Source organism: Gammaproteobacteria bacterium, from assembly GCA_016712635.1.
Classification (GTDB): Bacteria; Pseudomonadota; Gammaproteobacteria; order SZUA-140; family SZUA-140; genus JADJWH01.
In genome coordinates this window covers 176809-201626 of sequence record JADJQS010000008.1, presented here as the reverse complement: position 1 = coordinate 201626, position 24818 = coordinate 176809, and the positions used below count along the sequence as shown (strand labels likewise).

Genomic DNA, 24818 nt, shown 5'->3' with positions numbered 1-24818 from the left:
CGTGTCACAAAGTCGGGAATATTAGAGGAAATCGGACGTCATGTCATGGAGATTGCGGCGCATTTTCCGCGCGTGGCGCGGAAAAACCGCGGAAAACCCGTCATTGCACCCCGAACAGGTCCGGTGCCGGCGCCGCCCGGTCCGGCGGGGTCAGCCCGAGGTACTGATAGGTGCCGCGCATCACCATGCGGCCGCGCGCGGTGCGCATGAGGTAGCCCTCCTGGATCAGGAACGGCTCGATCACGTCCTCGATGGTGCCGCGCTCCTCGCCGATTGCGGCCGCCAGGCTGTCCACGCCGACCGGGCCGCCTTCGAACTTCTCGATGATGGTCAGCAGCAGGCGGCGGTCCATGGCATCGAGGCCGCCGGCGTCCACGTCGAGCATGCGCAGGGCCTGGTCGGCGACCGCGCCGGTGACGCGCCCGTCCTGGCGCACCTCGGCGTAGTCGCGCACCCGCCGCAGCAGGCGGTTGGCGATGCGCGGGGTGCCGCGCGAGCGGCGCGCGATCTCGCCCGCCCCCGCCGCGTCGATCGGCACCCCGAGGATGCCGGCCGCGCGCGTCACGATGGCGGTCAGCTGCTCCACCGTGTAAAACTCCAGCCGCTGCACGATGCCGAAGCGGTCGCGCAGCGGCGAGGTGAGCAGGCCGGCGCGCGTGGTCGCCCCGACCAGCGTGAAGGGCGGCAGGTCGAGCTTGATGGAGCGCGCCGCCGGGCCCTCGCCGATCATGATGTCGAGCTGGTAGTCCTCCATCGCCGGATAGAGCACCTCCTCGATGACCGGGCTCAGGCGGTGGATCTCGTCGATGAACAGGACGTCCTTCGGCTCCAGGTTGGTGAGCAGCGCGGCGAGGTCGCCGGCGCGCTCCAGCACCGGACCCGAGGTGTGGCGCAGGTTCACGCCGAGCTCGTTGGCGATGATGTGGGCGAGCGTGGTCTTGCCGAGGCCGGGCGGCCCGAAGATCAGGGTGTGATCGAGCGCCTCGTTGCGCGCCCCGGCGGCGCGGATGAAGATCTCCATCTGCTCGCGCACGGCCAGTTGCCCGACGTAGTCGGCGAGCCGGGCCGGGCGCACCGCGCGATCCACCACGTCCTCGCCGCGGAGGCCCTCCGCCATGATGATGCGGTCGGTCTCGATCATGCGCTATCTCACCGCCGCCTGCAGCGCGGAGCGGATGATCTCCTCGCTGTTCTTGCCCGTGGCGTCGATGCCCCGCACCATGCGGCTCGCCTCGTGCGGCTTGTAGCCGAGCGCGGCGAGCGCGCTCACCGCGTCGTGCACCGGATCGGCCGGCGCGCCGGGGCGGGCGGCGGCAAGCGCCGGCGCGCCGGCGGGGTGATCTTCGCCGAGGCGGTCGCGCATCTCGACGATCAGGCGCTCGGCCGACTTCCTGCCGATGCCCGGCACCCGGGTCAGCGCGGCGGTGTCGCCCTCGTGGATGCTGCGCGCGAACTCTCCGACCGGCATGGCGGACAGCACGTTCATTGCCATGCGCGCGCCGACGCCGTTGACCTTGATCAGCTCGCGGAACAGCGCGCGCTCGGCGAGGTCGGCGAAACCGTACAGCAGGTGGGCGTCGTCGCGCACGATCAGGTGGGTGTAGACCACGCACTCGGCGCCCGGCGCGGGCAGGTCGCTGAAGGTGCTCATGGTGGCCTCGAGCTCGTAGCCGACGCCGTTCACGTCGAGCAGCAGGAACGGGGCCTGGCGCTGGACCAGCGTGCCGCGCAGGCGCCCGATCACAGCCGCTGTTCCCGCGCCAGCGCGCCGGCGCGCGCGATGTGCGCGAGCGTTGCGCCGGTGTGGCAGTGGCACAGCGCGCAGGCAAGCGCGTCGGCGGCGTCGGCCTGCGGCGCCGCGGGGAGGCTGAGCAGCGCGCGCACCATGTGCTGGATCTGCTCCTTGGCGGCGTTGCCCTTGCCGGCGACGGCGAGCTTGATCTGGGCCGGACTGTAGGCGTGGACGCTCAGCCCGTGGATCGCGAGGGCGGTGATCGCGGCCCCGCGCGCCTGGCCCAGCTTCAGGGCGGACTCGATGTTGCGCTTGACGAACACGTTCTCGATCACCGCCTCGTCCGGTCGGTGCTCGGCGATGACCGCGCACAGGCCCTCGAAGATGGTCTTCAGGCGCCGCGCCAGGTCGTCGTCGTCGCTGCGGACGCAGCCGCTCGCGATGTACACGGGCTTGCGGCCGCCGGTCTCGATCACGCCGAAACCGGTCACGCGCGAACCTGGGTCTATGCCGAGTATGCGTGCCATAAAATGAGTGTCATCCCCGTGGGGACGGGTACGGAGCGGAATTGGTTGCAGTGTAGCGATTTTTCCGCCGCTTGTAACTCGCCATCCATATATATAAGCATAAGCAAGGGGACAGACTTAAGTCTGTCCCCTTATCCGACAAATCCGTCCCCTACCCACCCTGGAAACGCCCGCCGGCGAGGAAGGCGCACACCTGCCGCGCGGCCGCCGCGGAATAGAGCAGCCCCAGATGCGTGGCGCGGACGGTGACGAAATCCGTCATGCCGTCGAGGCAGGTCTCGCCGACCTCCACCGTGCCGTCGTGGGGCGGCGCCAGGCGGGTGACGAAGCGCCCGATGCCGAATTCGCGCGTACCGGCGATGACGCCGAGCTCGCGCGTGCCGTCCCAGGGCGGGAGGTCGCCGAGCAGGCCCCGCTCCACGCTCGCGCCCAGCACCCGGCGCAGCACCGGCCGCCGGACGCAGGCCGCCGCGACCCGGCTGCCGGCGTGCGGCGTGCCGAGGGTGACGACGCGGCCGGGCCGCTGGGCGGGGAAATCGTGCAGCAGCCAGCGCAGCACCAGCCCGCCCAGGCTGTGCGCGACGAAATGCACCGTGTCGGCCTCGACGCCCGCGAGCCAGCGCTGCAGGCGCGCGGCGTTCTCGCGCGGGGGGATGCGTACGCTCGGATAGGAAAACTGCCGGACCGGGAAACCGCAGGCGCGCACGCGGCGGCGCAGCACCGCCATGTCGGGGCCGGTCATCCAGATGCCGTGGAGGAAGATGACCGTCATAGGACATGGGGACAGACTTAAGTCTGTCCCCATACCTTACCGAAAGGAGAAGGGGACAGATTTGAAATCTGTCCCCCTACGGCAGGTCCAGCATCCGCTCCAGCGCCAGCCGCGCCTCGGCGGCCTCGTCCGCCGGCACCGAGATCTGGTTGATCACGCGACCCTCGACCAGCGCCTCCAGCGCCCGGCACAGATGCGGCGGGTCGATGCGGAACATGGTCGAGCACATGCAGATCGTCGGCGACATGAAGTGCACGGACTTGCCCTCGTGGCGGTGGCGCTCGTGCAGGCGCTGCACCATGTTGAGCTCGGTGCCGACCAGCCAGCGCGTGCCGGGCGCCGAATCGGCGACGGTCCGGATGATGTACTCGGTCGAGCCGACGAAGTCCGACTTCTGGCACACCTCGAACGAGCATTCCGGGTGCGAGATGACCTTCGCCTCCGGGTACTGCGCGAGGAAGCGGTCGACGTGCTCGGGGCGGAACATCTGGTGCACCGAACAGAAGCCCTTCCACAGGATGATGCGCGCATTCCGGATCTGCTCCGGCGTCAGGCCGCCGAGCGGCTGGTTGAAGTCCCATACCACCATCTCGTCGAGCGGGATACCCATGCGGTGGCCGGTGTTGCGGCCGAGGTGCTGGTCGGGGAAGAACAGCACCTTCGCGCGCCGCGCGAACGACCACTCGAGGATGCGGCCGGCGTTCGACGAGGTGCAGACGATGCCGCCGTGGCGGCCGCAGAAGGCCTTGAGGTCGGCGGCGGAATTGATGTAGGTGACCGGCGTCACGGTCTCGTCCGGCGCGAGCACGGTGGCCAGCTCGCGCCAGGCGCGCTCGACCTTGGCGAGGTTCGCCATGTCGGCCATGGAACAGCCGGCGCTGAGGTCGGGCAGGATGACGCGCTGTTCCGGCCGGGTCAGGATGTCGGCCACCTCCGCCATGAAGTGCACACCGCAGAACACGATGAATTCGGCGCGCGAGGCCGCCGCCTGGCGCGACAGCTTGAGCGAGTCGCCGCTCACATCGGCGTGGCGGTAGACCTCCTCGCGCTGGTAGTGGTGGCCGAGGATGAGCAGGCGCTCGCCCAGCGCGGCCTTGGCGGCGCGGATGCGGGCCTCCCACTCCTCACCGGTGACGTCCGGTGCGGTCGGAACGACGGCGGCGTTCGCGGTCATGGCGCTACAACCTCACTCAATCAATCAAAATCGCAGGTCGGATCAGAATCGTAGCCCGGATGGAGGTGCTGCGCGCCATCCGGGCTACATGCCTGTTTGGAACAACTTTGCTGCGGTCAGTCTGAATATCAAGAGGCGGCTGGCATCCATGTTAACAAAGCAGCGCCGCAATGACACGGTCACGGGATAAAAACCCGTTGCGTCACCGCGGCTTGCGCCGCGCATCCCGCTACGGCGCCGCCTTGCGGATGCGGAGGCCGAGTTCGCGCAACTGCTCCTCGTCGACCGGCGATGGCGCATCGGTCATCAGGCAGGCGCCGGTCTGCGTCTTGGGGAAGGGGATCACGTCGCGGATCGACGGCGAGCCCGTCATCAGCATCACCAGGCGGTCGAGGCCGAAGGCGATGCCGCCGTGCGGCGGGCAGCCGAACTTGAGGGCGCGCAGCAGGAAGCCGAACTTGGCCTCGGCCTGCTCGTCGCTGATGCCGAGCAGGCGGAACACCGCCGACTGGATCTCGCTGCGGTGGATGCGGATCGAGCCGCCGCCGACCTCGGTGCCGTTCAGCACCATGTCGTAGGCGAACGAGGTGGCCTGGCCCGGGCTGGCCTCCAGCTCGGCGGCGTCCCGGACGCGCGGCCGCGTGAACGGGTGGTGCAGCGCGGCCCAGCGGTTGCCCTTGTCGTCCCACTCGAACATCGGGAAATCGACCACCCACAGCGGGCGCCAGCCGTGCGCGACCAGGCCGCGGTCATGACCGAGTTTCACGCGCAGCGCGGCGAGCGATTCGTTGACGACCTTGGCCTTGTCGGCGCCGAAGAAGATCAGGTCGCCGTCCTCCGCCCCGGTGCGCTCGAGGATCGCCGCGATGACGTCGTCGGGCAGGAACTTGAGGATCGGCGACTGCAGGCCGTCGCGGCCGCCGGCGCGCTGGTTGACCTTGATGTAGGCCAGCCCCCGCGCGCCGTAGATGGCGACGAACTGGGTGTAGTCGTCGATCTCCTTGCGCGTCAGTTCGCCGCCGCGCGGCAGGCGCAGCGCGGCGATGCGGCCGTGCGGGTCGTTGGCCGGGCCGGCAAATACCTTGAAATCGACCGCCTTCATCAGGTCGGTGACCTCGGTCAGCTCGAGCGGGATGCGCAGGTCCGGGCGGTCGATGCCGAAGCGCGCCACCGCCTCGGCGTGGGTCATGCGCGGGAACGGGTCGGGCAGCGCCACCTCGAGCACTTCCGCGAACAGTTCGCGGATCATGCGCTCCATCAGCGTCATCAACTGCTCGTCGTCGAGGAACGAGGTCTCGATGTCGAGCTGGGTGAATTCGGGCTGGCGGTCGGCGCGCAGGTCCTCGTCGCGGAAGCAGCGCACGATCTGGTAATAGCGGTCCATGCCCGCCACCATCAGCAGTTGCTTGAACAGCTGCGGCGACTGCGGCAGGGCATAGAATTCGCCCGGGCTGTTGCGGCTCGGCACCAGGAAGTCGCGCGCGCCCTCCGGCGTGGACTTGGTCAGGATCGGGGTCTCGATCTCCATGAAACCCTGGTCCTCGAGGTGGCGGCGCAGCGTGCGCGCCACCTGGAAACGCAGCGTGAGGTTGCGCAGCATGAGCGGCCGGCGCAGGTCGAGGTAGCGGTAGCGCAGGCGCACGTCCTCGTTCACCTCGCTGTCCTCGTCGAGCACGAACGGCGGCGTCTCCGCCGGGTTCAGGATCTCCAGTTCGCGGCACAGCACCTCGACCCGGCCGGTCGGCAGGTCGGGGTTCACGGTGCCGGGCGGGCGCGGCCGCACGCGACCCTTGACGCGCAGCACGAATTCGCTGCGCACCTTCTCCGCGACCAGGAAGCTGTCGGGCACCGTCGGATCGAACACCACCTGCACCCGGCCCTCGCGGTCGCGCAGGTCGACGAAGATCACGCCGCCGTGGTCGCGCCGGCGGTGCATCCAGCCGCAGAGTTCAACCTCCTGGTCGACCAGGGCCTCGGTGACGTGACCGCAGTAGTGGGTGCGCATAGATTCAGTTGAAAGTTGGATGTCGGAAACGAAGCACGAACCGGCCGCGGCCGGTTGAGCGGGGTATTCTATCACTTTCCGCATATTCGGGGACGGATTTCAAATCCGTCCCCATGACGGAAAGGGACAGACTTGAAGTCTGTCCCCGATTTATCTCAAGCTCATCCGTCGGCGGTCGGGGACAACGGTGTTCGGGGACAGATTTGAAATCTGTCCCCCTGTTGGGGAAACCGCCTCCGTCAGCTACCGGTCAGCTCCCGCTTCTTCCACTCCGGGATGATCACGCCCAGTGTGAGCATCATCTTGAGGGCGTCGTCCACCGACATGTCGATTTCGATGACGTCGGCGCGCGACATCATGATGAAATAGCCGGTGGTCGGTATCGGGACGGTGGGGACATACACGTTGATCAGCTCCTGCTCCAGGCGCTCGCTCACCTCGCCCGACAGTTCGCCGGTATAGAAGGCGAGCGTCCACATGCCCGGACCCGGGAACTGGATCAGCAGCACCTTGCGGAAGGACATCCCCGTGGTGGTAAACACCGATTCGGTGAGCTGCTTCACGCTCGAATAGATGGTGCGTACCAGCGGAATGCGCGCCATCAGCGCCTCCCAGGCCGCCACCAGCTGGCGCCCGAACAGGTTGGCGACGACCACGCCGGTCGCGAGCACGACGAAGATCGAGAGCAGCACCCCGAGGCCGGGGAGGTGGAATCCCAGCAGCGTGTCGGGGTGGAAGCGCCCCGGCAGGATCAGCAGCACCTGGTCGAGCAGGTCGACGACCACCTTGATGACGAACAGGGTCGCGACCACCGGCACCCAGACGATGAGCCCGGCAATGAGATACTTGCGAAACAATGCCATGCGGCGGCCGGGTCAGTCCGCGCAGGCGTCGCAGGCGCCCGAGCCACACCCGGCGGCGGCCGGCGCGGGGGCATCGCCCGCAGCGGCAGACTTGGAGTCTTTCTTGGCGTCGTCTTTCTGGGTGTCGTCTTTCTGGGTGTCGTCCTTCTTCTTGCCCTTGTCGCGGAAATCGGTGGCGTACCAGCCGCCGCCCTTGAGCACGAAGCCCGCGGCGGATATCTGCTTCTTCAGCGCCGGCTTGCCGCAGGCGGGACAGTCGGTCAGCGCCGGGTCGTTCATCTTCTGCATCGCTTCCAGTGCGTGCCCGCAGGCGCCGCAGGAATATTCGTAAATCGGCATTCGCGTACCCCTTCTGTTACAAACCACACCAGACGATGGGGCTTTTCCCGGGAAAATTCAAGCCGAGGGCATAAACGGGCGGGCGGACCTTCATTGCCTGTGCGGCAACCCCCCGGTAAGCTGGGCGTGTCATGACCCCGCCCGAGCGCAACGACTGGCACACCCTGAAGACCCTGCTCCCCTTCCTGTGGGAACACAAGCCGCGGGTGCTGCTCGCCCTGTTCTGCCTGGTCCTGGCCAAGGTCGCCAACGTCGGCGTCCCGCTGGTGCTCAAGCACATCGTCGATGCCCTCGACGCCAGCCTGCAGCCGGTCATCCTCGTCCCGCTCGGGCTGATCCTCGGCTACGGCGCGGTGCGCCTCGCCGGTGTGGTGTTCGGCGAATTGCGCGACGCCATCTTCGCCAAGGTCACCCAGAGCTCGATCCGCCGCATCGCGCTGCAGGTGTTCCGCCACCTGCACTCGCTGTCGCTGCGCTTCCACCTCGACCGCCAGACCGGCGGCGTGTCACGCGACATCGAACGCGGCAGCCGCGGCATCAGCTTCCTGCTCAATTTCATGGTGTTCAACATCCTGCCGACGCTGATCGAGATCGGCCTGATCGCGGTCATATTGCTGATCAGTTACGACGCCTGGTTCGCCCTCATCCCGCTCGGCTGCGCCGTCATCTACATCGCCTTCACGCTGCTGGTGACCGAATGGCGCATGAAGTTCCGGCGCGAGATGAACGAGATGGACTCGAAGGCCAACACCCGGGCGATCGACAGCCTGCTCAACTACGAGACCGTGAAGTACTTCGGCAACGAGGACTACGAGGCGCGCCGCTACGACGCCAACCTGCGCGACTGGGAGGGCGCCGCGATCAGGAGCCAGACCTCGCTCGCCTCGCTCAACATCGGCCAGGGCGCCATCATCACCTTCGGCATGACCGGGATGCTGCTGCTGGCCGGGCGCGGCGTCGCCAACGGCGGCATGACGCTGGGCGACCTCGTCATGATCAACGTCTACATGATGCAGATGTTCATCCCGATGAACTTCCTCGGCTTCGTGTATCGCGAGATCAAGCATTCGCTGGCGGACATGGAGCGCATGTTCCGGCTGCTTGCCGAGCAGCGTGACGTGAACGACAGGCATGCCGCGCCCGCGCTGCCCGCGGGGCGCGGCCATGTCGTCTTCGACCGCGTCGGCTTCGCCTACAACGACCGCCGCCGCATCCTCGACGATATCAGCTTCGAGATCACGCCCGGGCAGAAGGTGGCGGTGGTGGGCCCGAGCGGCGGCGGCAAGTCCACCCTGGTCCGCCTGCTGTTCCGCTTCTACGACGTCGACCGGGGCGCGATCCGCATCGACGGCGCCGACATCCGCGACATCTCCCAGCAGAGCCTGCGCGCGGCCATCGCCATCGTGCCGCAGGACACGGTGCTGTTCAACGACACCATCTATTACAACATCGCCTACGCGCGCCCCGAGGCGGACCGCGCGGAGATCGAGCGCGCGGCGGAGATGGCGCACCTGACTCGCTTCATCGCAAACCTGCCCGACGGCTTCGACACCGTCGTCGGCGAGCGCGGGCTCAAGGTCTCCGGCGGCGAAAAACAGCGCATCGCGATCGCACGCGCCATCCTCAAGCAGCCGCGCATCCTGGTGTTCGACGAGGCCACCTCGGCGCTCGACTCGGAATCCGAGCAGGCGATCCTGCGCGCGCTGCGCGAGGTCGCGGCCGACCACACCACGCTGGTCATCGCGCACCGCCTGTCGACCATCGTCGACGCAGACCGCATCCTGGTGATGGAACAAGGCCGTCTGGTCGAGCAGGGCACGCACCGCGAGCTGCTCGCCGGCGCCGGGGTGTACGCCAGGATGTGGGCGCTGCAGCAGGAGCAGCGCCAGCGCGAGCGCATAACACAGGACTTAGGACTAAGGACTGAGGACTGAGTGAAAATCAAAACCTGTGAATCGCGGGGTGAGCGCGAAGTTCGCGCCCACGCGAAAATAAACGTCGCGGTTCACGTGGGTAAATACCCATGCCCACCCATAGAATTTGTATTTTGGGTTTTTACTCAGTCCTCAGTCCTAAGTCCTTAGTCCTATCCTTTCCACCGCCATGGGCATGAAATCCCCGTTCTCGCCGCCCTATCTGTTCGGCTTCATCCTGCTGATCGCCTTCCTGGTCGCCTTCGTGCAGGTTGGCGCGCTCACCATCGCGTTCGAGAAGCTCGGCCTGTCGCAGCACTCCGCGATCCTGCTGCTGTTCAGCTCGCTGTTCGGCAGCGCGATCAACCTGCCGCTGTTCAGCGTGCGCGCCGAGGCCGCCTCGCTGGAGCAGGTGCCGGAGCGGCTGCGCGGCCTGCTGCAGCGGGCGATGAAGGAATTCAAGGGCCGCACCATGATCGCGATCAACGTCGGCGGCGGCCTGATCCCGGTGATGTTCTCGTTCTACCTGATGAACCACCATCCCCTGCCGGTGCATCAGGTGCTGATCGCGACCGCGCTGGTCACCGCGGTGTGCCACGCCTTCAGCCGCCCGGTCGCCGGCATCGGAATCGGCATGCCGATCTTCATCGCCCCGCTCACGGCCGCGATCGTCGCGCTGCTGATCAACAGCGAGCAGAGCGCGCCGCTGGCCTACATCTGCGGCACGCTGGGCGTGCTCATCGGTGCCGACCTGCTGCGCCTCGGCAACATCCGCCGCATGGGCGTGCCGGTCGCCTCCATCGGCGGCGCGGGCACGTTCGACGGGATTTTCCTGACGGGGATCGTGGCGGTTCTCCTGGCGTGAGGATTGAGGAGTGAGGAGTGAGGAGTGAGGAAAGTAATATCTATCATCAACATCGTTGCAAGCGTTGTGTTTCCCGCCACACACCTCACGCCTGACGCCTCACCTCTGACATGAAGCATCGCATGCCCCAATCCATCCTCATCACCGGCTGCTCCTCCGGCATCGGCGAGTGTGCGGCGCGCGGGCTGAAGGCGCGCGGTTACCGCGTGTTCGCGACGGCGCGCAAGCCTGAGGATGTGGCACGGCTGGCGGACGAAGGATTCGAGAGCCTGCGGCTGGACCTCGACGATCCGGCCTCGATCCATGCCGCGGTGGACGCGGTGCTCACCGCCACCGGAGGCACGCTCGACGCGCTGTTCAACAATGCCGCCTACGGCCAGCCGGGCGCGGTCGAGGACCTCAGCCGCGCGGCGATCCGCGCGCAGTTCGAGACCAACCTGTTCGGCACGCTGGAGCTCATCAACCGCGTCATCCCGGTGATGCGCGCGCAGGGCCACGGCCGCATCGTCAACAACAGCTCGCTGCTCGGCCTGGTCGCCCTGCCCTACCGCGGCGCCTACAACGCCAGCAAGTTCGCGCTCGAAGGCCTGACCGACACGCTGCGCCTCGAACTGGCGGGGAGCGGCATCCACGTGGTGCTGATCGAGCCGGGGCCGATCGCGAGCCGCTTCCGCGCCAACGCGCGCGCGGCGTTTTACCGCCACATCGACCCCGCGCGCAGCGTCCACCGCGCGCGCTACGAGGGCATGGAGCGGCGCCTCTCCAAACCCGGGCCCGCCGCGCCCTTCACGCTGCCGCCGGAGGCGGTGCTGGACCGGCTGATCGCCGCGCTGGAGAGCCCGCGCCCGCGCGCGCGCTACCACGTCACCGTGCCGACCCGGCTGTTCGCCTGGGCGCGCCGCCTGCTGCCCCAGCGCCTGCTCGACCGCGTGCTGCTGCGCATCAGCGCGGGTGAAAATCGCTGAAAATCCGCCGCCATCGGTTATAATCGCCCTCTGCTGCGCCCGCGCGGCCCGCGCATCCGAGGCGGCCGGATCAATCCGTCATTCCGGGCGCAGTGCAGCGGAGACCCGGAATCCAGTGGTGCTGATTCAGCACATGCCGGATTACCGCTGACGCGGGAATGACATCAAAACAATAATCAGGGACACGCCAAATTACACGCACATCATGACCGCGAAGAAGACCAACAGCTTCAAGACCCAGGCCACGCTCAAGATCGGCGGCGTGAAGTTGCATTACCATTCGCTGCCGGCGCTGGCCAAGGCCGGGCTCGGCGAGGCGGCGCGGCTGCCGTTCGCCCACAAGATCCTGCTGGAGAACCTGCTGCGCCACGAGGACGGCCTGACGGTCAAGGCCGACGACATCGCGGCGCTGTGCCGCTGGGATCCGCACGCGGTGCCGGACAAGGAGATCTTCTTCATGCCGGCACGGGTGCTGCTGCAGGACTTCACCGGCGTCCCCGCGGTGGCCGACCTCGCGGCGATGCGCGCGGCGCTGCGCCGGCTCGGCGGCGATCCCAACCGCATCAACCCGTTCACGCCGGCGGACCTCGTCATCGATCACTCGGTGGTCGTCGACAGCTACGGCAGCGACTCCGCCTTCCGCGTCAACGCCATCGTCGAGCTCGCGCGCAACCGCGAGCGTTACCAGTTCCTGCGCTGGGGCCAGAACGCCTTCAACAATTTCCGCGTGGTGCCGCCGGACAGCGGCATCGTGCACCAGATCAATCTCGAATACCTGGCGAGCGTCGTCATGACCGGCGCGCGCGACGGCAGGCAGTGGGCCTATCCCGACACCCTGATCGGCACCGACTCGCACACCACCATGATCAACGGGCTCGGCGTGCTCGGCTGGGGCGTGGGCGGCATCGAGGCCGAGGCCGCGCTGCTCGGCCAGCCGTCCTCGCTGCTGATCCCGCAGGTGGTCGGCTTCCGCCTGACCGGCGAACCCGGCCCCGGCACCACGGCGACCGACCTGGTGCTGACCATCACCGAGCTCCTGCGCAGGCACGGCGTGGTGGGCAAATTCGTCGAGTTCTTCGGGCCGGGCCTCGCGCACCTGTCGCTCGCCGACCGTGCCACCATCGCCAACATGGCGCCGGAGTACGGCGCGACCTGCGGCCTGTTCCCGGTGGACGAGAAGACGATCGAGTACCTGCGCCTCTCCGGCCGCGGCAGGCATATCCCGCTGGTGGAGGCCTACTGCAAGGCGCAGGACCTGTGGTATACCCCGGGCCAGACCGAACCGATCTACTCCGAGGTCCTCGAGTTCGACCTCGGGACCGTGCAGGCCTGCCTCGCCGGCCCGAGCCGGCCGCAGGACCGGGTGACGCTGCCCGAGGCGCGCGGCTCGTTCCGCAAGGCGCTCGCCACGCACCTGAAGGCGGGCAACGAGCACATCGACCAGGACGCGCTGAGCAGCTGGCTCGAGGAGGGCGGCAACCCGATGATGGTCGCGCCCGAGCTCGCCCACCCGCTGCCGAACGGGGACCCGGACCCGTTCACCAAGAACGTGCCGGTGCGCAACCCGGACGGCGTCACCTACAACCTGTGCCACGGCTCGGTGGTGATCGCCGCCATAACGAGCTGCACCAACACCTCGAATCCCGCGGTGATGCTCGCCGCGGGCCTGCTCGCGCGCAATGCCGTGCGCCACGGCCTCAAGACCAAGCCCTGGGTCAAGACCAGCCTCGCGCCCGGCTCGCGCGTGGTCACCGACTACCTGGTGGCCGCCGGCCTGATGCCCTATCTCGAAGGACTCGGCTTCCACCTGGTCGGCTACGGCTGCACCACCTGCATCGGCAACAGCGGACCGCTGCCGGACCACATCGTCGCGGCGATCCGCGACGGCGACCTGGTGGCCTCCGCCGTGCTGTCCGGCAACCGCAACTTCGAGGGCCGCGTCAATCCGCACGTGCGCGCCAACTACCTGGCATCGCCGCCGCTGGTGATCGCCTACGCGCTGGCCGGCAACCTCAGCATCGACCTCACGCGCGACCCGGTCGGTATCGATCCCAACGGCAAGTACGTCTACCTGAAGGATCTCTGGCCCTCGCGCCGGGAGATCGAGGACTGCGTGCACAAGTACGTCAGCGATGCCCAGTTCAACCGCATCTACGCGCGCATCTCCGAGGGCAGCCGCGAGTGGAACGAGCTCGACGTGCCGCAGGGCGACCTGTTCGAGTGGAACGCCGGCTCGACCTACATCAAGGAGCCGCCGTTCTTCCACGACATGGGCCCGGAGCCCGAGCCGGTCGCGGCGATCGAGGGCGCGCGCGTGCTGGCCGTGCTCGGCGACTCGGTCACCACCGACCACATCTCGCCGGCCGGATCGATCAAGAAAAACAGCCCGGCGGGCAGATACCTCATCGAGCAGGGCGTCGACCCGAAGGACTTCAACTCCTACGGCGCGCGGCGCGGCAACCACGAGGTGATGGTGCGCGGCACCTTCGCCAACATCCGCCTGCGCAACCAGCTCGCGCCCGGCACCGAGGGCGGCATCACACGCCACCTGCCCGACGGCGCGCAGACCTCGATCTACGAGGCCGCGATGCAGTATGCGCAGGAAGACGTGCCGCTGATCGTCCTCGCCGGCAAGGAATACGGCACCGGCTCCTCGCGCGACTGGGCCGCCAAGGGCCCCAAGCTGCTCGGCATCCGGGCGGTGATCGCGGAGAGCTTCGAGCGCATCCACCGTTCCAACCTGGTCGGCATGGGCATCCTCCCGCTGCAGTTCCTGCCCGGCGAGGACCGCGAATCGCTCGGCCTGAACGGGGAGGAGCTCTACACCATCAACGGACTGGACCGCCTCTCGCCCGGCATGCTGATCACGATCATCGCCGTGGACGCCGGGGGCAGGCGCAACGAGTTCAGCGCCCTCGTCCGCATCGACACCCCGAACGAGATCGAGTACTACCGCCACGGCGGCATCCTGCCCTACGTGCTGCGGCAGACCCTGAAGGCGTGAGGGGCGAGGCGACAAGACACGACACAAAGGGGACAGATTTGTAAATCTGTCCCCGGCTAATGACTTACCGCGGAAACAAGGCTTTTAACCTTCCCTCCTCACCCCTCACGCCTTACACCCCGCCTCTCCCGGCTTCTCCCCCGCCCCCCGATGATGCTATGCTGAACCCATAATAAGGGGACAGATGTATAAATCTGCCCCAAGTCAGATCTATATAGTCCGCCAGGGGGGAAGTGCCGTGCAGATCGAACACATCGAGCTGCGGAAGAATCTCCGCATCAGCATCAACATGGACATCACCTACACCACCGCGAACGCGGCGGGCGGCGGCAAGAAGGGCACCCTGCTCGACGTCAGCGGAAACGGCGCCGGCCTGTCGCTGGAGGAACCGCTCAGCCTGAACCAGACGCTGCGCCTGGAAGGATACGACGACTGGGCGGAGCCGCGCGACGCCAAGGTACGCTGGGTGCGCAAGGCCAACGAGCACTACCGGATCGGCGTGGAGTTCCTGCTCCCCAAGCCCTGAGCGCGCAAGGCCCCGTCCCGCGCCTGCAGGCGGGCCGCGCTCAACGCAATTTCAACTCGACCGTCCTCTCCTCCGCCGGGGCGAACCAGCGTTCGCGCCGCAGCGACAGCGTGACCGTCTCGTCCGGCTTGCGGTCCCACATCACGGCGTTCACGTCGGCGAGATCCGCAACCGGCACCTCGTCGATCGTGAGCAGGCGGTCGCCACGTTCGATGCCGGCCGCGGCGCAGGCGCTGTCCGCGGTGCAGGAGTCCACCTTCAGGCCGTCGCCGTCCGGGGCGAGCAGCGCGCCGATGCGGCCCGCGGCGGGCAGGGGTCCGCTCCGCCGGCATGAGCAGGTAATCCGCCACCCCGGGCGCGATCTCTCCCTCCCAGCCGTTCAATACGATTGCACCCTGCACCGGCACGCGGCGCTCGAGGCGCCGCGGGATGCCGTCGCCGTAGGCGAGGTGGCCGCTGCCTGCCAGCACCACCATCGCGTGACCGGGATGCTCCTCCAGATAGCGCGCCGCCCGCTCGGCCATCCCTTCGTCCCACACCAGCTGGCCGTCGAGGAAGCGCTCGAAGCCGCGCCCCTCGGTGTGCGGATGCAGTTCATAGATGGCCCGCAGGCGCGCCTCGTACTCCGCGTTCCCGCGCTCGATGTCCGCCGGCAGGCGGGCGCGATCCGCCGCGTCCAGCCCGTCGATGCCCTGCGCGCGCACCTTCTCGACCAGGTCGCCCGCCACGTTCAGGGCCACCACCGGCAGCCCGTTGTCGCGCGCGTAGCGCAGGATCGGGGCGTAGAGGCGGTAGTCGTAGCGCCAGCGCCGGAAGTATTCCGTCGCGACCAGCATCTCGCTCTCGCTCAGCACGCCGGCGATGTAATCGTTCAGGTAACCCTGGAACGGCTGCTGGAACATCTCCATGCCGATCGCGAGGCGAGGATTCGACGCGTGCATGGCCTTGATGATCTCGAGCTGGGTCAGGTGATGCGCGTAGCGGTCGTGGGTCTCGCCGACATAGACCACGCGCCTGTCCGCGAGCGCTGGGAGGATGTCCTGCAGCGCGGACAGGTGACTGAGGTCCAGGACCGGGACCTCCGCGGCGGGCTGGCCGGAATCCGCCGGCTTCGCCGCGTGGCCGGCCATCGAATGCGCCCCGTGGAACGCAGGATGACCGCTCGCGCAACCCGCGAGCGCGCCGATGGCCGCCATGCAAAGCGCGATACCCGCCGCGCGCGAACGTCCGTACATGATGCCGCCCCCTGAACCGGTTGTGATCAAAGCATCCCTTCCGCGCCCCTGCCACGCCGGGACGCCCCTAAACTGTACTACAAAACCCGGGACAGATTTATTTTCGGGCGCGGGAGAAGGGTATACACGGGATGCGCGGTTTACACACGGCCGGCGGCAGGCCATGTCGCAGCCCGAAGCGCCGGGCGGGTCATTCAAAATAGGAATAGATGTACAGATTGCGCTGCAATATCACGGGAAGGCTCGACATCATGCAGTCGGCTGCGGCCCAGTCCTTCATCAGGGAGATAAACCCCGACACATTGGACGCCCCGGCGCCGATGAACCGCGTGGCGCGCAGAGCGATAAGGGAGTCGACCATGACCTCCGTTCCGACCCTCACCCGATCATTTCCCTCGGCGGCGAAGTGCACGCCCTGCGTCGTGCCGGAGCGCGTGCAGGATGTCGCCACCACCCGCTCACCGAATCGCTCCCTCAGGGCCCGCAACCAGTGCTCGTCATCCGTCAACACGAAGATCGGCCAGCCGGGGTCGATCGCGTCAAGTTGCCGGATCAGTGACTCATTGATGGCCTCCAGCTCCCCGAACTCCCGGATCTTGTCCGAGCCGCGCAGATGTATCGCGACAAAGGGGCGCCCGGCCAGGTGCGCGCGACAGAACGCATCCGCCTGCTCGACGATGTGCTGGCGCGGGACCACATACTTCTGTATCAGCCAGCGAAACACGTCGGGGACGCTGCGGCCGTGCATCGGATGCCGGACGGGTATCCATGGCACCACGTCTGCGACGTTGACGTAGAAATCGCAGACGACGATCGTCTCCTTCCGATTCACGTAGTACATGGGCGACAGGCGGGAGTACGCGCCCACCCACCGGGACAGGTCTTCCCGGGACAGGTTCGCCTGGTTCCATTTCGGCGGAAAGACATCCGCGCCGCCGAGTTGCACCAGATCGTCGAGGGTGCAGCGGGAAACGGGGCTGAAGTACAACCCGAAGGCATCCCGGCCGCTGTCGTCCCTGAACAGGCTGTTGCTTCCCCAGTGGACAACCGGAGTCCGTCCGGTGACCTCGGCGAGCAGCAATGCGCCAAGCACGGAGCTGACGTCACTCCAGAATCCGCTGCCCCAGCTTTTTACCAGCAGGTAGCGGGGGCCGGCCGCGTCGCCTGCCCGGGGATCCGGCTTCGATCCATGCCCGTCATCGTACAAGCCGAGCTTACTGAAGATCGCCTCCAGGGTCGCCGTTGCGCCCGCATTGCTCCCGTCCCTGTCGAGCACCTCCCGGCAAAAAACCTCGGCCGCCGCCAGCTTTCCCTGCGCCAGGAAGTGTCGTGCAAGATTCGTGTAGCACTCGAGCAGTTCGCGGCCTTCCCGCGCCTGTTTCCCCAGCAGCAGTGCGAGCCTGAACAATGCCTCTGCAAGGCCCGGGTCTGACGCGAGAGCCATGCGATACGATGACAGGGCCTCCTCGACCTGATCCAGCGATTCCAGGGCACGGGCGAGGTGATAGCGGGATGCGGGAGCCCCGCCCGCCGTCTCGATGGCCTGTCCGATATACCGGAGCGCCTGCACGCGCTGCCCGGCCTGATGCGCGGCCAGGCCGCGCCCAAGGAGTTCACGACTGTCTTCCGACCGGCTTCCCTGCAGCCAGGCGAGCCTGGACAAGGCTTCGATGAAGTCCGGCTTCAGCGCGAGGGACCGGCGGTACGCCGACACGGCATCATCGAGCCGACCCAGCGCCTCGAAGGATTGTGCGAGATGAAAGCAGGACGCCGGGGTTCCGCCCGTTATTGCAATCGCCTGCTCTATATATTCAGCCGCGAGCCCGTGCCGCCCGGTCTGGCTCGCCACCAGGCTGAGCAGTTGCATGACATCCGGGTCGCGCGGCGACTGCTGCAGTATCTGGAGATAGAGTGCCTCGGCCTTTTCGAGCTCGCCCGCCTGATGGAACTGCGCGGCTATCTGCAGATGCTTCTGATGCATGAAGATCCTGGATCCTTGCCCGCAAGGGTGCGTAACCGGGCAGGCGGATGGGATTTACCGCGATCATTCGCGGCATCTGTGTGGATGGTACAGCGATGCAAAATTGTATAGCGCGTGCTCATGCCGTGTAAATCTTGCCGGGATCACCGCTGTCAGACCCATCGAACCATGAGCAGTCATCGGCAAACGATCCATCCCCGCGTTCCTGCCCGGTCACTTGCGGGGCCTGGCGCGCGCGGTGGGCGTGGCGCTCCAGGGATCGTCGGGCCAGGGGTGCTTGGGGTAGCGGCCCTTCAGCTCCTTCCTCACCTCCGCGTAGGTGCGCTCCCAGAAGCCGCGCAGGTCCTGCGTGACCTGGATCGGGCGCTGCGCGGGCGAGAGCAGGTGCAGGGTGACCGGCACGCGGCCGAAGGCGACGCGCGGCGTGTCGGCGCAGCCGAACATCTCCTGCAGCTTGACGCGCAGCACCGGCGGTTCGCCGGCGGCGTACTCGAGACGCAGGCGCGAACCGCTCGGCACCGCGATATGCGTGGGCGCGCCCTCCTCGAGACGCCGGGCGGCGTCCCAGTCGAGCCGGGCCTTCAGGATGGACGACAGGTCGAGCCGCGCCAGATGCTCGCGGCGCGTGACGCCGTCCAGGTACGGACCGAGCCACTCCCCGAGCGTCGCGAGCAGCGCCGCATCGGACAGGTCCGGCCACGCCTCGTCCGGCAGCCATGCGCGCAGCGACAGCACGCGCGCCTGCCACTCGCGCGCCTCGCGCGTCCAGGGCAGCGCGTCGAGGCCGAGGCGACGGATGCCGTCCAGCATCGCCGCGCGCACCTGTTCCGCGTCCGCCTCCCGCTGCAGCGGCCGCGCCTCGAGCACGAGCGCGCCGAAGCGTTCCTCGCGGCGCGCGATCACGGCCTGCTGCTGGGCGTCCCAGCGCACGACGTCTTCCCTGCGGATGTGCGCGCCGAAGTGCTCCCGCAGCACGCCGACATCGAGCGGCGCGGCCAGATGGATCAGTCCTTCGATCTCGCCCGCGTCGAGGCTCGCCGCGACGAGGCACGGCTGGCGCAGCCGCATCTCGGACTCGTGCAGGCGCGCACCGCGGCCGGAGGCCAGCAGGTAGCGGTTGTCGCCCGGCGCCCGCTGCAGGCCGACGCGGTCGGGGTAGGCAAGCGCGAGCAGCAGGCCCGCCCGGGCGGCATCGGCGTTCTCATCCTGGGCGGCGGACAGCAGGCGCCGGTACTGCTGCGCGGCCTGCGTGACGCGCGCGCAGCCGCCGGCGTCCGCCCCGCTCGCGAGCGCGGCCTGGCGCCCGCCGCGCTGGAATGCACGCAAGGCATCGAGGCGCTGCGCAAAGTCGGCCGCACGCCGTGCCTCGCCGGTGAAGATGTCGCGTTCGGAGAGCAGCGCCGCGACCGCGCAGGCCAGCGCGCCGAGGCCGAGCCGCTCGGCCGCGAACAGCATGTGCGCGAGGCGCGGATGCAGCGGCAGGCGCACCATCGCGCGGCCCGCCCCGGTGATCAGGCCGGCGCCGTCCAGCGCGTCGAGTTCCGTCAGCAGCGTGCGCGCCTGATCGAACGCGGCGGCGGGCGGCGGGTCGAGCCAGTCGAGCGCGTTCGCGTCGCGCACGCCCCAGGCCGCAAGCTCCAGCGCGAGCGGCGCGAGGTCGGCAGTGCGGATCTCCGGCAGCGAGTGCGCCAGCAGGCCGCGCTGCGTCGCCTCGCCCCACAGGCGGTAGCACACGCCCGGCGCCAGGCGGCCGGCGCGCCCGGTGCGCTGGTCAGCCGAGGCGCGCGAGATGCGATGCGTGGTCAGGCGCGACAGTCCCGTCGCGGGATCGTATTGCGGCGCGCGCGCGAAGCCGGAATCCACCACGATGCGGATGCCCTCGATGGTCAGGCTGGTCTCGGCGATCGGCGTCGCCAGCACCACGCGCCGCCGCCCGACGGCCGGCTGGATGGCGCGGTCCTGCGCCTCCCATGGCAGGTCACCGTAGAGCGGAAACACCTCCGCGGTCCCGTTCAGCCGCTGCTCCAGCAGTCCCTGCGCGCGGCGGATCTCCCACGCACCGGGCAGGAAGGCGAGCACATCACCCTCGTCGCGCGCCAGCGCGCCCGCGATCGCATCGGCCACGACGGACGGCAGCGGTCCGGCCGGATCGCGCGGCAGATAGCGCAGGTCCACCGGGAAACTGCGCCCGCGGCTGGTGACCATGGGCGCACCGCCGAGCAGGCGCGACACCGCCTCGCCATCCAGCGTCGCCGACATGACGAGGATCTTCAGGTCCTCGCGCAGGCCGCGCTGGGCGTCGAGGCACAGCGCGAGCGCGAGGTCCGCGTGCAGGTGGCGCTCATGGAATTCGTCGAAGATTACGAGCCCGACGTCCTTCAGTCCGGGGTCGGTCTGCAGGTGGCGGGTGAGGATGCCTTCGGTCACCACCTTGATGCGCGTGCGCCTGGACGTCCGGCTCTCGAAGCGGATGTGGTAGCCGACCGTGCCGCCGATGTCCTCGCCGCGCAGCTTTGCCATGCGCGCCGCCGCCGCGCGCGCCGCGAGCCGGCGCGGCTCCAGCATCAGGATGGTCCCGCCCGCGAGCCAGGGCTCGTCGAGCAGCGCCGGCGGCACGCCGGTGGTCTTGCCCGCACCCGGCGGCGCCTGCAGCACCACCGCGCGGTGATGCGCCAGCGCCGCGCGGAGATCGGGAAGGACTTCGTCGATGGGGAGGGGGGTCATGGCGGGGATGCCGGGACAGATTTATCACGGGCAGACGGGGACAGATTTCAAATCTGTCCCCAAGCAGCAGGTAGTCCCCATGCAGGTAAATCTGTCCCCATTTACCTCCGCGCCCGTCAGCTGTTCAACTCCGGTTTCGCGCAGCCTCCAGCGGCACCTCGCCGAAATAGCGGCCCTGCACATAGGCGCCCGCCAGCATGCCCAGCAGCGAGAACAGCAGGGACCCGTCGCCCGCACCGAGACCGGCCATCGCGGGCCCCGGGCATACGCCGCAGATGCCCCAGCCGACGCCGAAGATGGCCGCGCCGCCGAGCGTGCGCCCGTTCAGTACCGATGAGTATACGCTGAAGACCGGGGCGGCCAGCGGCTGGCGCATGACGCGCGGCGCCACCTGATAGGCCAGCAACGCCGTCCCGGAGGCCCCGGCCAGCACCAATAGCAATCCCATATCCTCGAAGCGCAGAAAACTCAGCACGACCTCGGGCCGCACCATGCCCGACAGGCTGAGCCCATAACCCGCCATCAGGCCGCCGGCGAGCACGAACAGGCAACCATAGGACTTCAGGTTTGTGCATCCCCCGCTCATGCGCCACCCATCGCGCGCATAATGTTCGCGGTCGCGATCGCGGTCGCCATGAAGATGATCACCGCCAGCAGGGACGGCGGCTGCAGCGCGGCCACACCGCAGATGCCATGGCCGGAGGTACAGCCGTTCGAGAGCCGCGCGCCGAATCCGGCGACGAACCCGCCGAGCAGCAGTTGCCACGCGCCGATGCCCGTGCTCCAGGCCGTACCGCCGGTAATGAGCCAGAGGAATGCCCCCAGGATCAGCCCGATCGAGTAGACCAGCCGCCAGTCGCGGCTGCCCCGGATGCGCTCCTGCTGGAAATGGGGCGCGCGCGAAAACCAGGACCAGACCGACGAGTAAATGCCGCTCATGCCGCCGATCAGTCCGGCGCCGATGAACAACAGGGCCGTCCCGCCGCCGATCAGCAGTCCGCCCGCCAGATAGTGCAGGTAACCGCTGGGAAACACTTCGTTCAAATCCATCCCCGCTCCGACAGTTTCACTTGGGAACCCGGGGATCGACCGGAAACGCGACCCGCCGGGACTCCCGATTATATCGGATTCGCACCCTCCGGAGCCGCCAGCCCAGACCCCGCCCCGGATTGGCAATTAAAACCTGGGCGCAGAAACCGCCCGAAGTCGATGCTGCCGCGCCTGACCCGTCAGGCGCCGGCCGAATACCTTACAGTTCCGGTCAACTAATGGGCCGGGGAGCGCCGCCTGAGGGGGATAGGGCCGTGCCGCCGCCAGAGGTTATACTCCGGACCTTTACCCGGACGCCGTGAGAGCAGCCGGTCGCCACCATAACAACACACCGAGGGGATGCACATGCACAAGAACAGGAATCTCGCCCTGGCGGGCGCGTTCACCGCGCTGTTCGCCGCGGGCGACGCCGCGGCCACCAACGGTTATTTCTCGCACGCGTACAGCGTGAAGGAAAAGGGACTGGCCGGCGCGGGCACCGCGCTGGCGCAGGACAGCCTGGCCGCGGCCGCCAATCCGGCCGGCATGGTCAATGTCGGCAACCGGATCGATGCCGGCGTGGCGCTGTTCAGCCCGCACCGCTCGTATACCGTGAGTGGCGCGCCCTCGGGTGCACCGAACAGCTTCGGCCTGACGCCGGAAACGGTGGACAGCGACAGCGAATATTTCCTGATCCCGCACTTTGGCTGGAACCGCATGCTCGACGACGACCGTGCACTCGGGGTCAGCGTCTATGCGAACGGCGGCATGAACACCGACTGGCCGGACAGCGCCGGCGGCGGCGCCGGGACGTACTTCGGCGGCTTCTTCGGCGGAGAGGCCGGGACCGGCGTCGACCTCGCGCAGCTCTTCGTCAACGTCAGCTACGCTCAGCGGCTCAACGACTCGACCGCCTGGGGCGTCAGCCCGATCCTCGCCTACCAGCGCTTCGAGGCCACCGGCCTCGCCGCCTTCGGCGCGCAAGGCTTCTCCAGCGATCCGGACAATCTGACCGACAACGGCCACGACACCTCGATCGGCTACGGCGCCCGCATCGGAATCACCAGCGAGGTGCAGACCGGGCTCACGCTCGGCGCCGCCTACCAGACCGAGATGCGGATGGACGAGTTCGACCAGTACCGCGGCCTGTTCGCCGAGCAGGGCGGCTTCAATATCCCGGCGACCATGGCTCTCGGCCTGGCCTGGGAGACCAGCCCGGCCACGATGCTGCTGCTCGACGTGCAGCGCATCTGGTACAGCGACATCGAGTCGGTCGGCGCGCCGATGCTGCCGAACCTGCAGACCGCGCAGCTCGGCAACGACGGCGGTGCCGGCTTCGGCTGGGAAGACGTCACGGTGTTCAAACTCGGCTACCAGTGGGTGCGCGACGAGGACTGGACCTGGCGCGTCGGCTACAGCCGCTGCGACCAGCCGATCCCGGACAGCGAAGTGCTGTTCAACATCCTTGCGCCCGGCGTGATGGAGCAGCATCTCACCGCCGGATTCACCCGGCGTCTCGGCGATGCCGGCGAATGGAGCTTCGCCGCCATGTACGCGCCGGAGAAGGAGGTCAGCGGCGCGAATCCGCTCGACCCCGGCCAGACCATCACGCTGCGCATGGACGAGTGGGAGCTCGCGGCCAGTTACGCCTGGAAGTTCTAGGAAAGGAATGGGGACGGATTTCAAATCCGTCCCCTTGCGGCAATACGGGGACAGATTTTAAATCTGTCCCCGATACCACCGAAATCTGTCCCCATTCATTATGCGCGACTGGTTCGACATCGCACTGCAACGCTCGGTCGCCGCGCGTGCTCTGAAGGTCGCGGCCTTCGTCGGCTGCATCCTCGCCCTGATCAACCACGGCGACAAGCTGCTGTCCGGGTCGGTCACGCTGACGGAATGGGTCAAGATCGGGCTGACCTTCCTCGTGCCCTACTGCGTCTCGACCTTCGCCAGCGTGCAGGCGATCCGGCACCTGCATGGCCGCACGGCCCCCGCCGTAGAACCCGGGGACGATGCTGCCTGAGGCGCCGCTTCGGAACCGACTCCCTACTGGCGTTCCAGCGTATCGGAACAGTTGCCGCCGCTGAATCCGGGCGGGATGCTGTTCCAGGTGGAGGTCTTCGTCGCCGCCGTATTGCTGCTGAATACCAGCGTGCCGCTCTCCGTGTAGGAACTGGCGACGCCGCCGCTGAATTTGAATTTGTTCCCGCACAGGTGGCCGTCGTATTCCGCCGATCCGTCCGTGTAGTGATAGCTGCCGTCCTGGTTCCGGGTGATCGTCAGGTCGACGTCGCCCCCTTCGTCTCCCGCGCCGAAATTGTCGCAGGTGTACGTCCCGGACCAGTCGGTGTTGGCGATGGTGACAGTCGGCGCGGCACAGTCCTCCAGGTCGACAGCCACGCCCGTCACCGTCAGGAACGCGTTGATGGGCGGCGTGGTCACCACGCACACCTCGACACTGCCCAGGTTCGAGATATTGATCACGGCATCCGTCGGGGCGGCCGTCTGGGTGTTGCTCGTCAACGCGGTGCCGATCGCGCCGAGGATGGTATACGGCCCGAATACATTGGGGCTGGAACAGACGTCCGGATCGTCCGGGTAGGAGACGAACACGGTGACCTGCGACTCCTCCTGCGCAAAGGCGTCCTTGATCAGCACCGCGGCCAGCATCCTGAGCGTCTCCAGCCTGTTGGTATTCTTCGCGATCGGCGCGGAACTCAGGGAGACGTTCTTGAGCGTCTCGGTGAAATTGATCGTGTAATCGCCCTTGGACGTGATCGCCCCGGGGATCAGGTAGGTGAAACTGATCTCCGTCTGCTGATTCGCGACGAGCGGGATATTTTTCATGTCGTTGCCCAGCGTCGCGGTCCTTGTCTCCGTATTCGTTTCACCCAGGCCGTCGTCGTCGCCACCGCAGGCCGACATGCCGAGGAATACCGCTCCGATAACCAGCACTGCCAACACCACCCGGAATCGCTTTGTTGTTTTCATGCTCGGATCTCCACTGGACAGGTAGTTGCGCCACAAAAGCCGCTCGCGGACGGGCGCATATAAAGCATAGTCCAGCGGACCCGGAGGTATCCACCTCATGGCAAGGCCAGGGAGCCTGGCGCAGGCGGGTGTTAAAACGATTCGGGTGACAGGCAGTGATGCAGAAAAAA

21 protein-coding genes are annotated in these 24818 nt (G+C 67.7%); 7 read left to right on the top strand and 14 right to left on the bottom strand.

Translation table 11 applies throughout. The annotated features are described in order from the left end of the window. Positions 1 to 100 precede the first annotated feature (100 nt). The 8 genes from ruvB to IPK65_11795 form a co-directional block, all read right to left on the bottom strand. Entirely contained in the window at positions 101 to 1138 is a 1038-nt protein-coding gene (gene ruvB, locus IPK65_11830; protein ID MBK8163792.1) for a Holliday junction branch migration DNA helicase RuvB, read from the bottom strand. A gap of 6 nt (positions 1139 to 1144) precedes the next feature. Then, a complete protein-coding gene (gene ruvA / locus IPK65_11825) occupies positions 1145 to 1744 on the bottom strand; it encodes a Holliday junction branch migration protein RuvA (GenBank protein ID MBK8163791.1) in 600 nt (199 codons plus the stop codon). After that, entirely contained in the window at positions 1741 to 2259 is a 519-nt protein-coding gene (ruvC, locus tag IPK65_11820) for a crossover junction endodeoxyribonuclease RuvC (GenBank protein ID MBK8163790.1), read from the bottom strand. The genes ruvA and ruvC overlap by 4 nt, the downstream gene beginning before the upstream one ends. Before the next feature lie 151 nt (positions 2260 to 2410). Next, entirely contained in the window at positions 2411 to 3031 is a 621-nt protein-coding gene (locus IPK65_11815) for an alpha/beta hydrolase (GenBank protein ID MBK8163789.1), read from the bottom strand. A 76-nt stretch (positions 3032 to 3107) separates the two neighbouring features. After that, complete coding sequence (nadA, locus tag IPK65_11810; protein ID MBK8163788.1) at positions 3108 to 4205, bottom strand: quinolinate synthase NadA; 1098 nt, start codon at positions 4203 to 4205, stop codon at positions 3108 to 3110. A 229-nt stretch (positions 4206 to 4434) separates the two neighbouring features. Next, positions 4435 to 6210: an aspartate--tRNA ligase gene (gene aspS / locus IPK65_11805; GenBank protein ID MBK8163787.1), complete on the bottom strand. Its 1776-nt coding sequence runs from the start codon at positions 6208 to 6210 to the stop codon at positions 4435 to 4437. Between the two features lie 239 nt (positions 6211 to 6449). After that, positions 6450 to 7073, bottom strand: coding sequence for a DUF502 domain-containing protein (locus tag IPK65_11800; GenBank protein ID MBK8163786.1), 624 nt, complete (start codon positions 7071 to 7073; stop codon positions 6450 to 6452). 12 nt (positions 7074 to 7085) lie between these two features. Further along, positions 7086 to 7412, bottom strand: coding sequence for a zinc ribbon domain-containing protein (locus IPK65_11795; GenBank protein MBK8163785.1), 327 nt, complete (start codon positions 7410 to 7412; stop codon positions 7086 to 7088). A 131-nt stretch (positions 7413 to 7543) separates the two neighbouring features. Between IPK65_11795 and IPK65_11790 the strand changes: the two genes are divergently transcribed. From IPK65_11790 to IPK65_11770, 5 genes are all read left to right on the top strand, one after another. Continuing rightward, positions 7544 to 9346: an ABC transporter ATP-binding protein/permease gene (locus IPK65_11790; GenBank protein ID MBK8163784.1), complete on the top strand. Its 1803-nt coding sequence runs from the start codon at positions 7544 to 7546 to the stop codon at positions 9344 to 9346. 175 nt (positions 9347 to 9521) lie between these two features. Beyond that, positions 9522 to 10190, top strand: a complete 669-nt coding sequence (locus IPK65_11785; protein MBK8163783.1) for a DUF1614 domain-containing protein — start codon at positions 9522 to 9524, stop codon at positions 10188 to 10190. Between the two features lie 110 nt (positions 10191 to 10300). Then, positions 10301 to 11155 carry an SDR family oxidoreductase gene (locus IPK65_11780; GenBank protein ID MBK8163782.1) on the top strand — a complete coding sequence of 285 codons (855 nt, stop codon included), beginning with the start codon at positions 10301 to 10303 and terminating at the stop codon, positions 11153 to 11155. 205 nt (positions 11156 to 11360) lie between these two features. Next, positions 11361 to 14159: an aconitate hydratase AcnA gene (gene acnA / locus IPK65_11775; protein MBK8163781.1), complete on the top strand. Its 2799-nt coding sequence runs from the start codon at positions 11361 to 11363 to the stop codon at positions 14157 to 14159. 238 nt (positions 14160 to 14397) lie between these two features. Further along, positions 14398 to 14685 carry a PilZ domain-containing protein gene (locus IPK65_11770; GenBank protein ID MBK8163780.1) on the top strand — a complete coding sequence of 96 codons (288 nt, stop codon included), beginning with the start codon at positions 14398 to 14400 and terminating at the stop codon, positions 14683 to 14685. Here IPK65_11770 and IPK65_11765 read toward each other — a convergent pair. The 5 genes from IPK65_11765 to IPK65_11745 all read right to left on the bottom strand — a co-directional run bounded on the left by IPK65_11765 (position 14646) and on the right by IPK65_11745 (position 21675). After that, positions 14646 to 15920: a ChaN family lipoprotein gene (locus IPK65_11765; GenBank protein ID MBK8163779.1), complete on the bottom strand. Its 1275-nt coding sequence runs from the start codon at positions 15918 to 15920 to the stop codon at positions 14646 to 14648. The genes IPK65_11770 and IPK65_11765 overlap by 40 nt on opposite strands. A gap of 190 nt (positions 15921 to 16110) precedes the next feature. Then, positions 16111 to 17901: a tetratricopeptide repeat protein gene (locus tag IPK65_11760; GenBank protein MBK8163778.1), complete on the bottom strand. Its 1791-nt coding sequence runs from the start codon at positions 17899 to 17901 to the stop codon at positions 16111 to 16113. Positions 17902 to 18114: 213 nt separating this feature from the next. Beyond that, complete coding sequence (hrpB, locus tag IPK65_11755; protein ID MBK8163777.1) at positions 18115 to 20625, bottom strand: ATP-dependent helicase HrpB; 2511 nt, start codon at positions 20623 to 20625, stop codon at positions 18115 to 18117. 124 nt (positions 20626 to 20749) lie between these two features. Next, positions 20750 to 21211 (bottom strand): YeeE/YedE family protein, encoded by a 462-nt coding sequence (locus IPK65_11750; protein MBK8163776.1) that lies wholly within the window; start codon positions 21209 to 21211, stop codon positions 20750 to 20752. Continuing rightward, the gene (locus tag IPK65_11745; GenBank protein MBK8163775.1) at positions 21208 to 21675 is read right to left on the bottom strand and encodes a YeeE/YedE family protein; all 468 of its coding nucleotides are present in this window, start codon (positions 21673 to 21675) and stop codon (positions 21208 to 21210) included. The genes IPK65_11750 and IPK65_11745 overlap by 4 nt, the downstream gene beginning before the upstream one ends. 339 nt (positions 21676 to 22014) lie before the next feature. On the opposite strand from IPK65_11745, the gene IPK65_11740 reads away from it, so the two are divergent. Together IPK65_11740 and nrtS are read left to right on the top strand one after the other, a co-directional pair. Then, entirely contained in the window at positions 22015 to 23316 is a 1302-nt protein-coding gene (locus tag IPK65_11740; protein ID MBK8163774.1) for an outer membrane protein transport protein, read from the top strand. A 100-nt stretch (positions 23317 to 23416) separates the two neighbouring features. Continuing rightward, the gene (gene nrtS / locus IPK65_11735) at positions 23417 to 23680 is read left to right on the top strand and encodes a nitrate/nitrite transporter NrtS (GenBank protein ID MBK8163773.1); all 264 of its coding nucleotides are present in this window, start codon (positions 23417 to 23419) and stop codon (positions 23678 to 23680) included. Between the two features lie 23 nt (positions 23681 to 23703). Here the strand turns inward: nrtS and IPK65_11730 are convergent, their stop codons facing one another. After that, positions 23704 to 24648 carry a hypothetical protein gene (locus IPK65_11730; GenBank protein ID MBK8163772.1) on the bottom strand — a complete coding sequence of 315 codons (945 nt, stop codon included), beginning with the start codon at positions 24646 to 24648 and terminating at the stop codon, positions 23704 to 23706. Positions 24649 to 24818 lie beyond the last annotated feature (170 nt).

Coding starts and splice junctions, on each gene's coding strand:
- ruvC (MBK8163790.1), bottom strand. CDS start 2,259: ATGGCACGCATACTCGGCATAGACCCAGGTTCGCGCGTGACCGGTTTC.
- IPK65_11815 (MBK8163789.1), bottom strand. CDS start 3,031: ATGACGGTCATCTTCCTCCACGGCATCTGGATGACCGGCCCCGACATG.
- nadA (MBK8163788.1), bottom strand. CDS start 4,205: ATGACCGCGAACGCCGCCGTCGTTCCGACCGCACCGGACGTCACCGGT.
- aspS (MBK8163787.1), bottom strand. CDS start 6,210: ATGCGCACCCACTACTGCGGTCACGTCACCGAGGCCCTGGTCGACCAG.
- IPK65_11800 (MBK8163786.1), bottom strand. CDS start 7,073: ATGGCATTGTTTCGCAAGTATCTCATTGCCGGGCTCATCGTCTGGGTG.
- IPK65_11795 (MBK8163785.1), bottom strand. CDS start 7,412: ATGCCGATTTACGAATATTCCTGCGGCGCCTGCGGGCACGCACTGGAA.
- IPK65_11790 (MBK8163784.1), top strand. CDS start 7,544: ATGACCCCGCCCGAGCGCAACGACTGGCACACCCTGAAGACCCTGCTC.
- IPK65_11785 (MBK8163783.1), top strand. CDS start 9,522: ATGAAATCCCCGTTCTCGCCGCCCTATCTGTTCGGCTTCATCCTGCTG.
- IPK65_11780 (MBK8163782.1), top strand. CDS start 10,301: ATGAAGCATCGCATGCCCCAATCCATCCTCATCACCGGCTGCTCCTCC.
- acnA (MBK8163781.1), top strand. CDS start 11,361: ATGACCGCGAAGAAGACCAACAGCTTCAAGACCCAGGCCACGCTCAAG.
- IPK65_11765 (MBK8163779.1), bottom strand. CDS start 15,920: ATGTACGGACGTTCGCGCGCGGCGGGTATCGCGCTTTGCATGGCGGCC.
- IPK65_11760 (MBK8163778.1), bottom strand. CDS start 17,901: ATGCATCAGAAGCATCTGCAGATAGCCGCGCAGTTCCATCAGGCGGGC.
- hrpB (MBK8163777.1), bottom strand. CDS start 20,625: ATGACCCCCCTCCCCATCGACGAAGTCCTTCCCGATCTCCGCGCGGCG.
- IPK65_11750 (MBK8163776.1), bottom strand. CDS start 21,211: ATGAGCGGGGGATGCACAAACCTGAAGTCCTATGGTTGCCTGTTCGTG.
- IPK65_11745 (MBK8163775.1), bottom strand. CDS start 21,675: ATGGATTTGAACGAAGTGTTTCCCAGCGGTTACCTGCACTATCTGGCG.
- IPK65_11740 (MBK8163774.1), top strand. CDS start 22,015: ATGCACATGCACAAGAACAGGAATCTCGCCCTGGCGGGCGCGTTCACC.
- nrtS (MBK8163773.1), top strand. CDS start 23,417: ATGCGCGACTGGTTCGACATCGCACTGCAACGCTCGGTCGCCGCGCGT.
- IPK65_11730 (MBK8163772.1), bottom strand. CDS start 24,648: ATGAAAACAACAAAGCGATTCCGGGTGGTGTTGGCAGTGCTGGTTATC.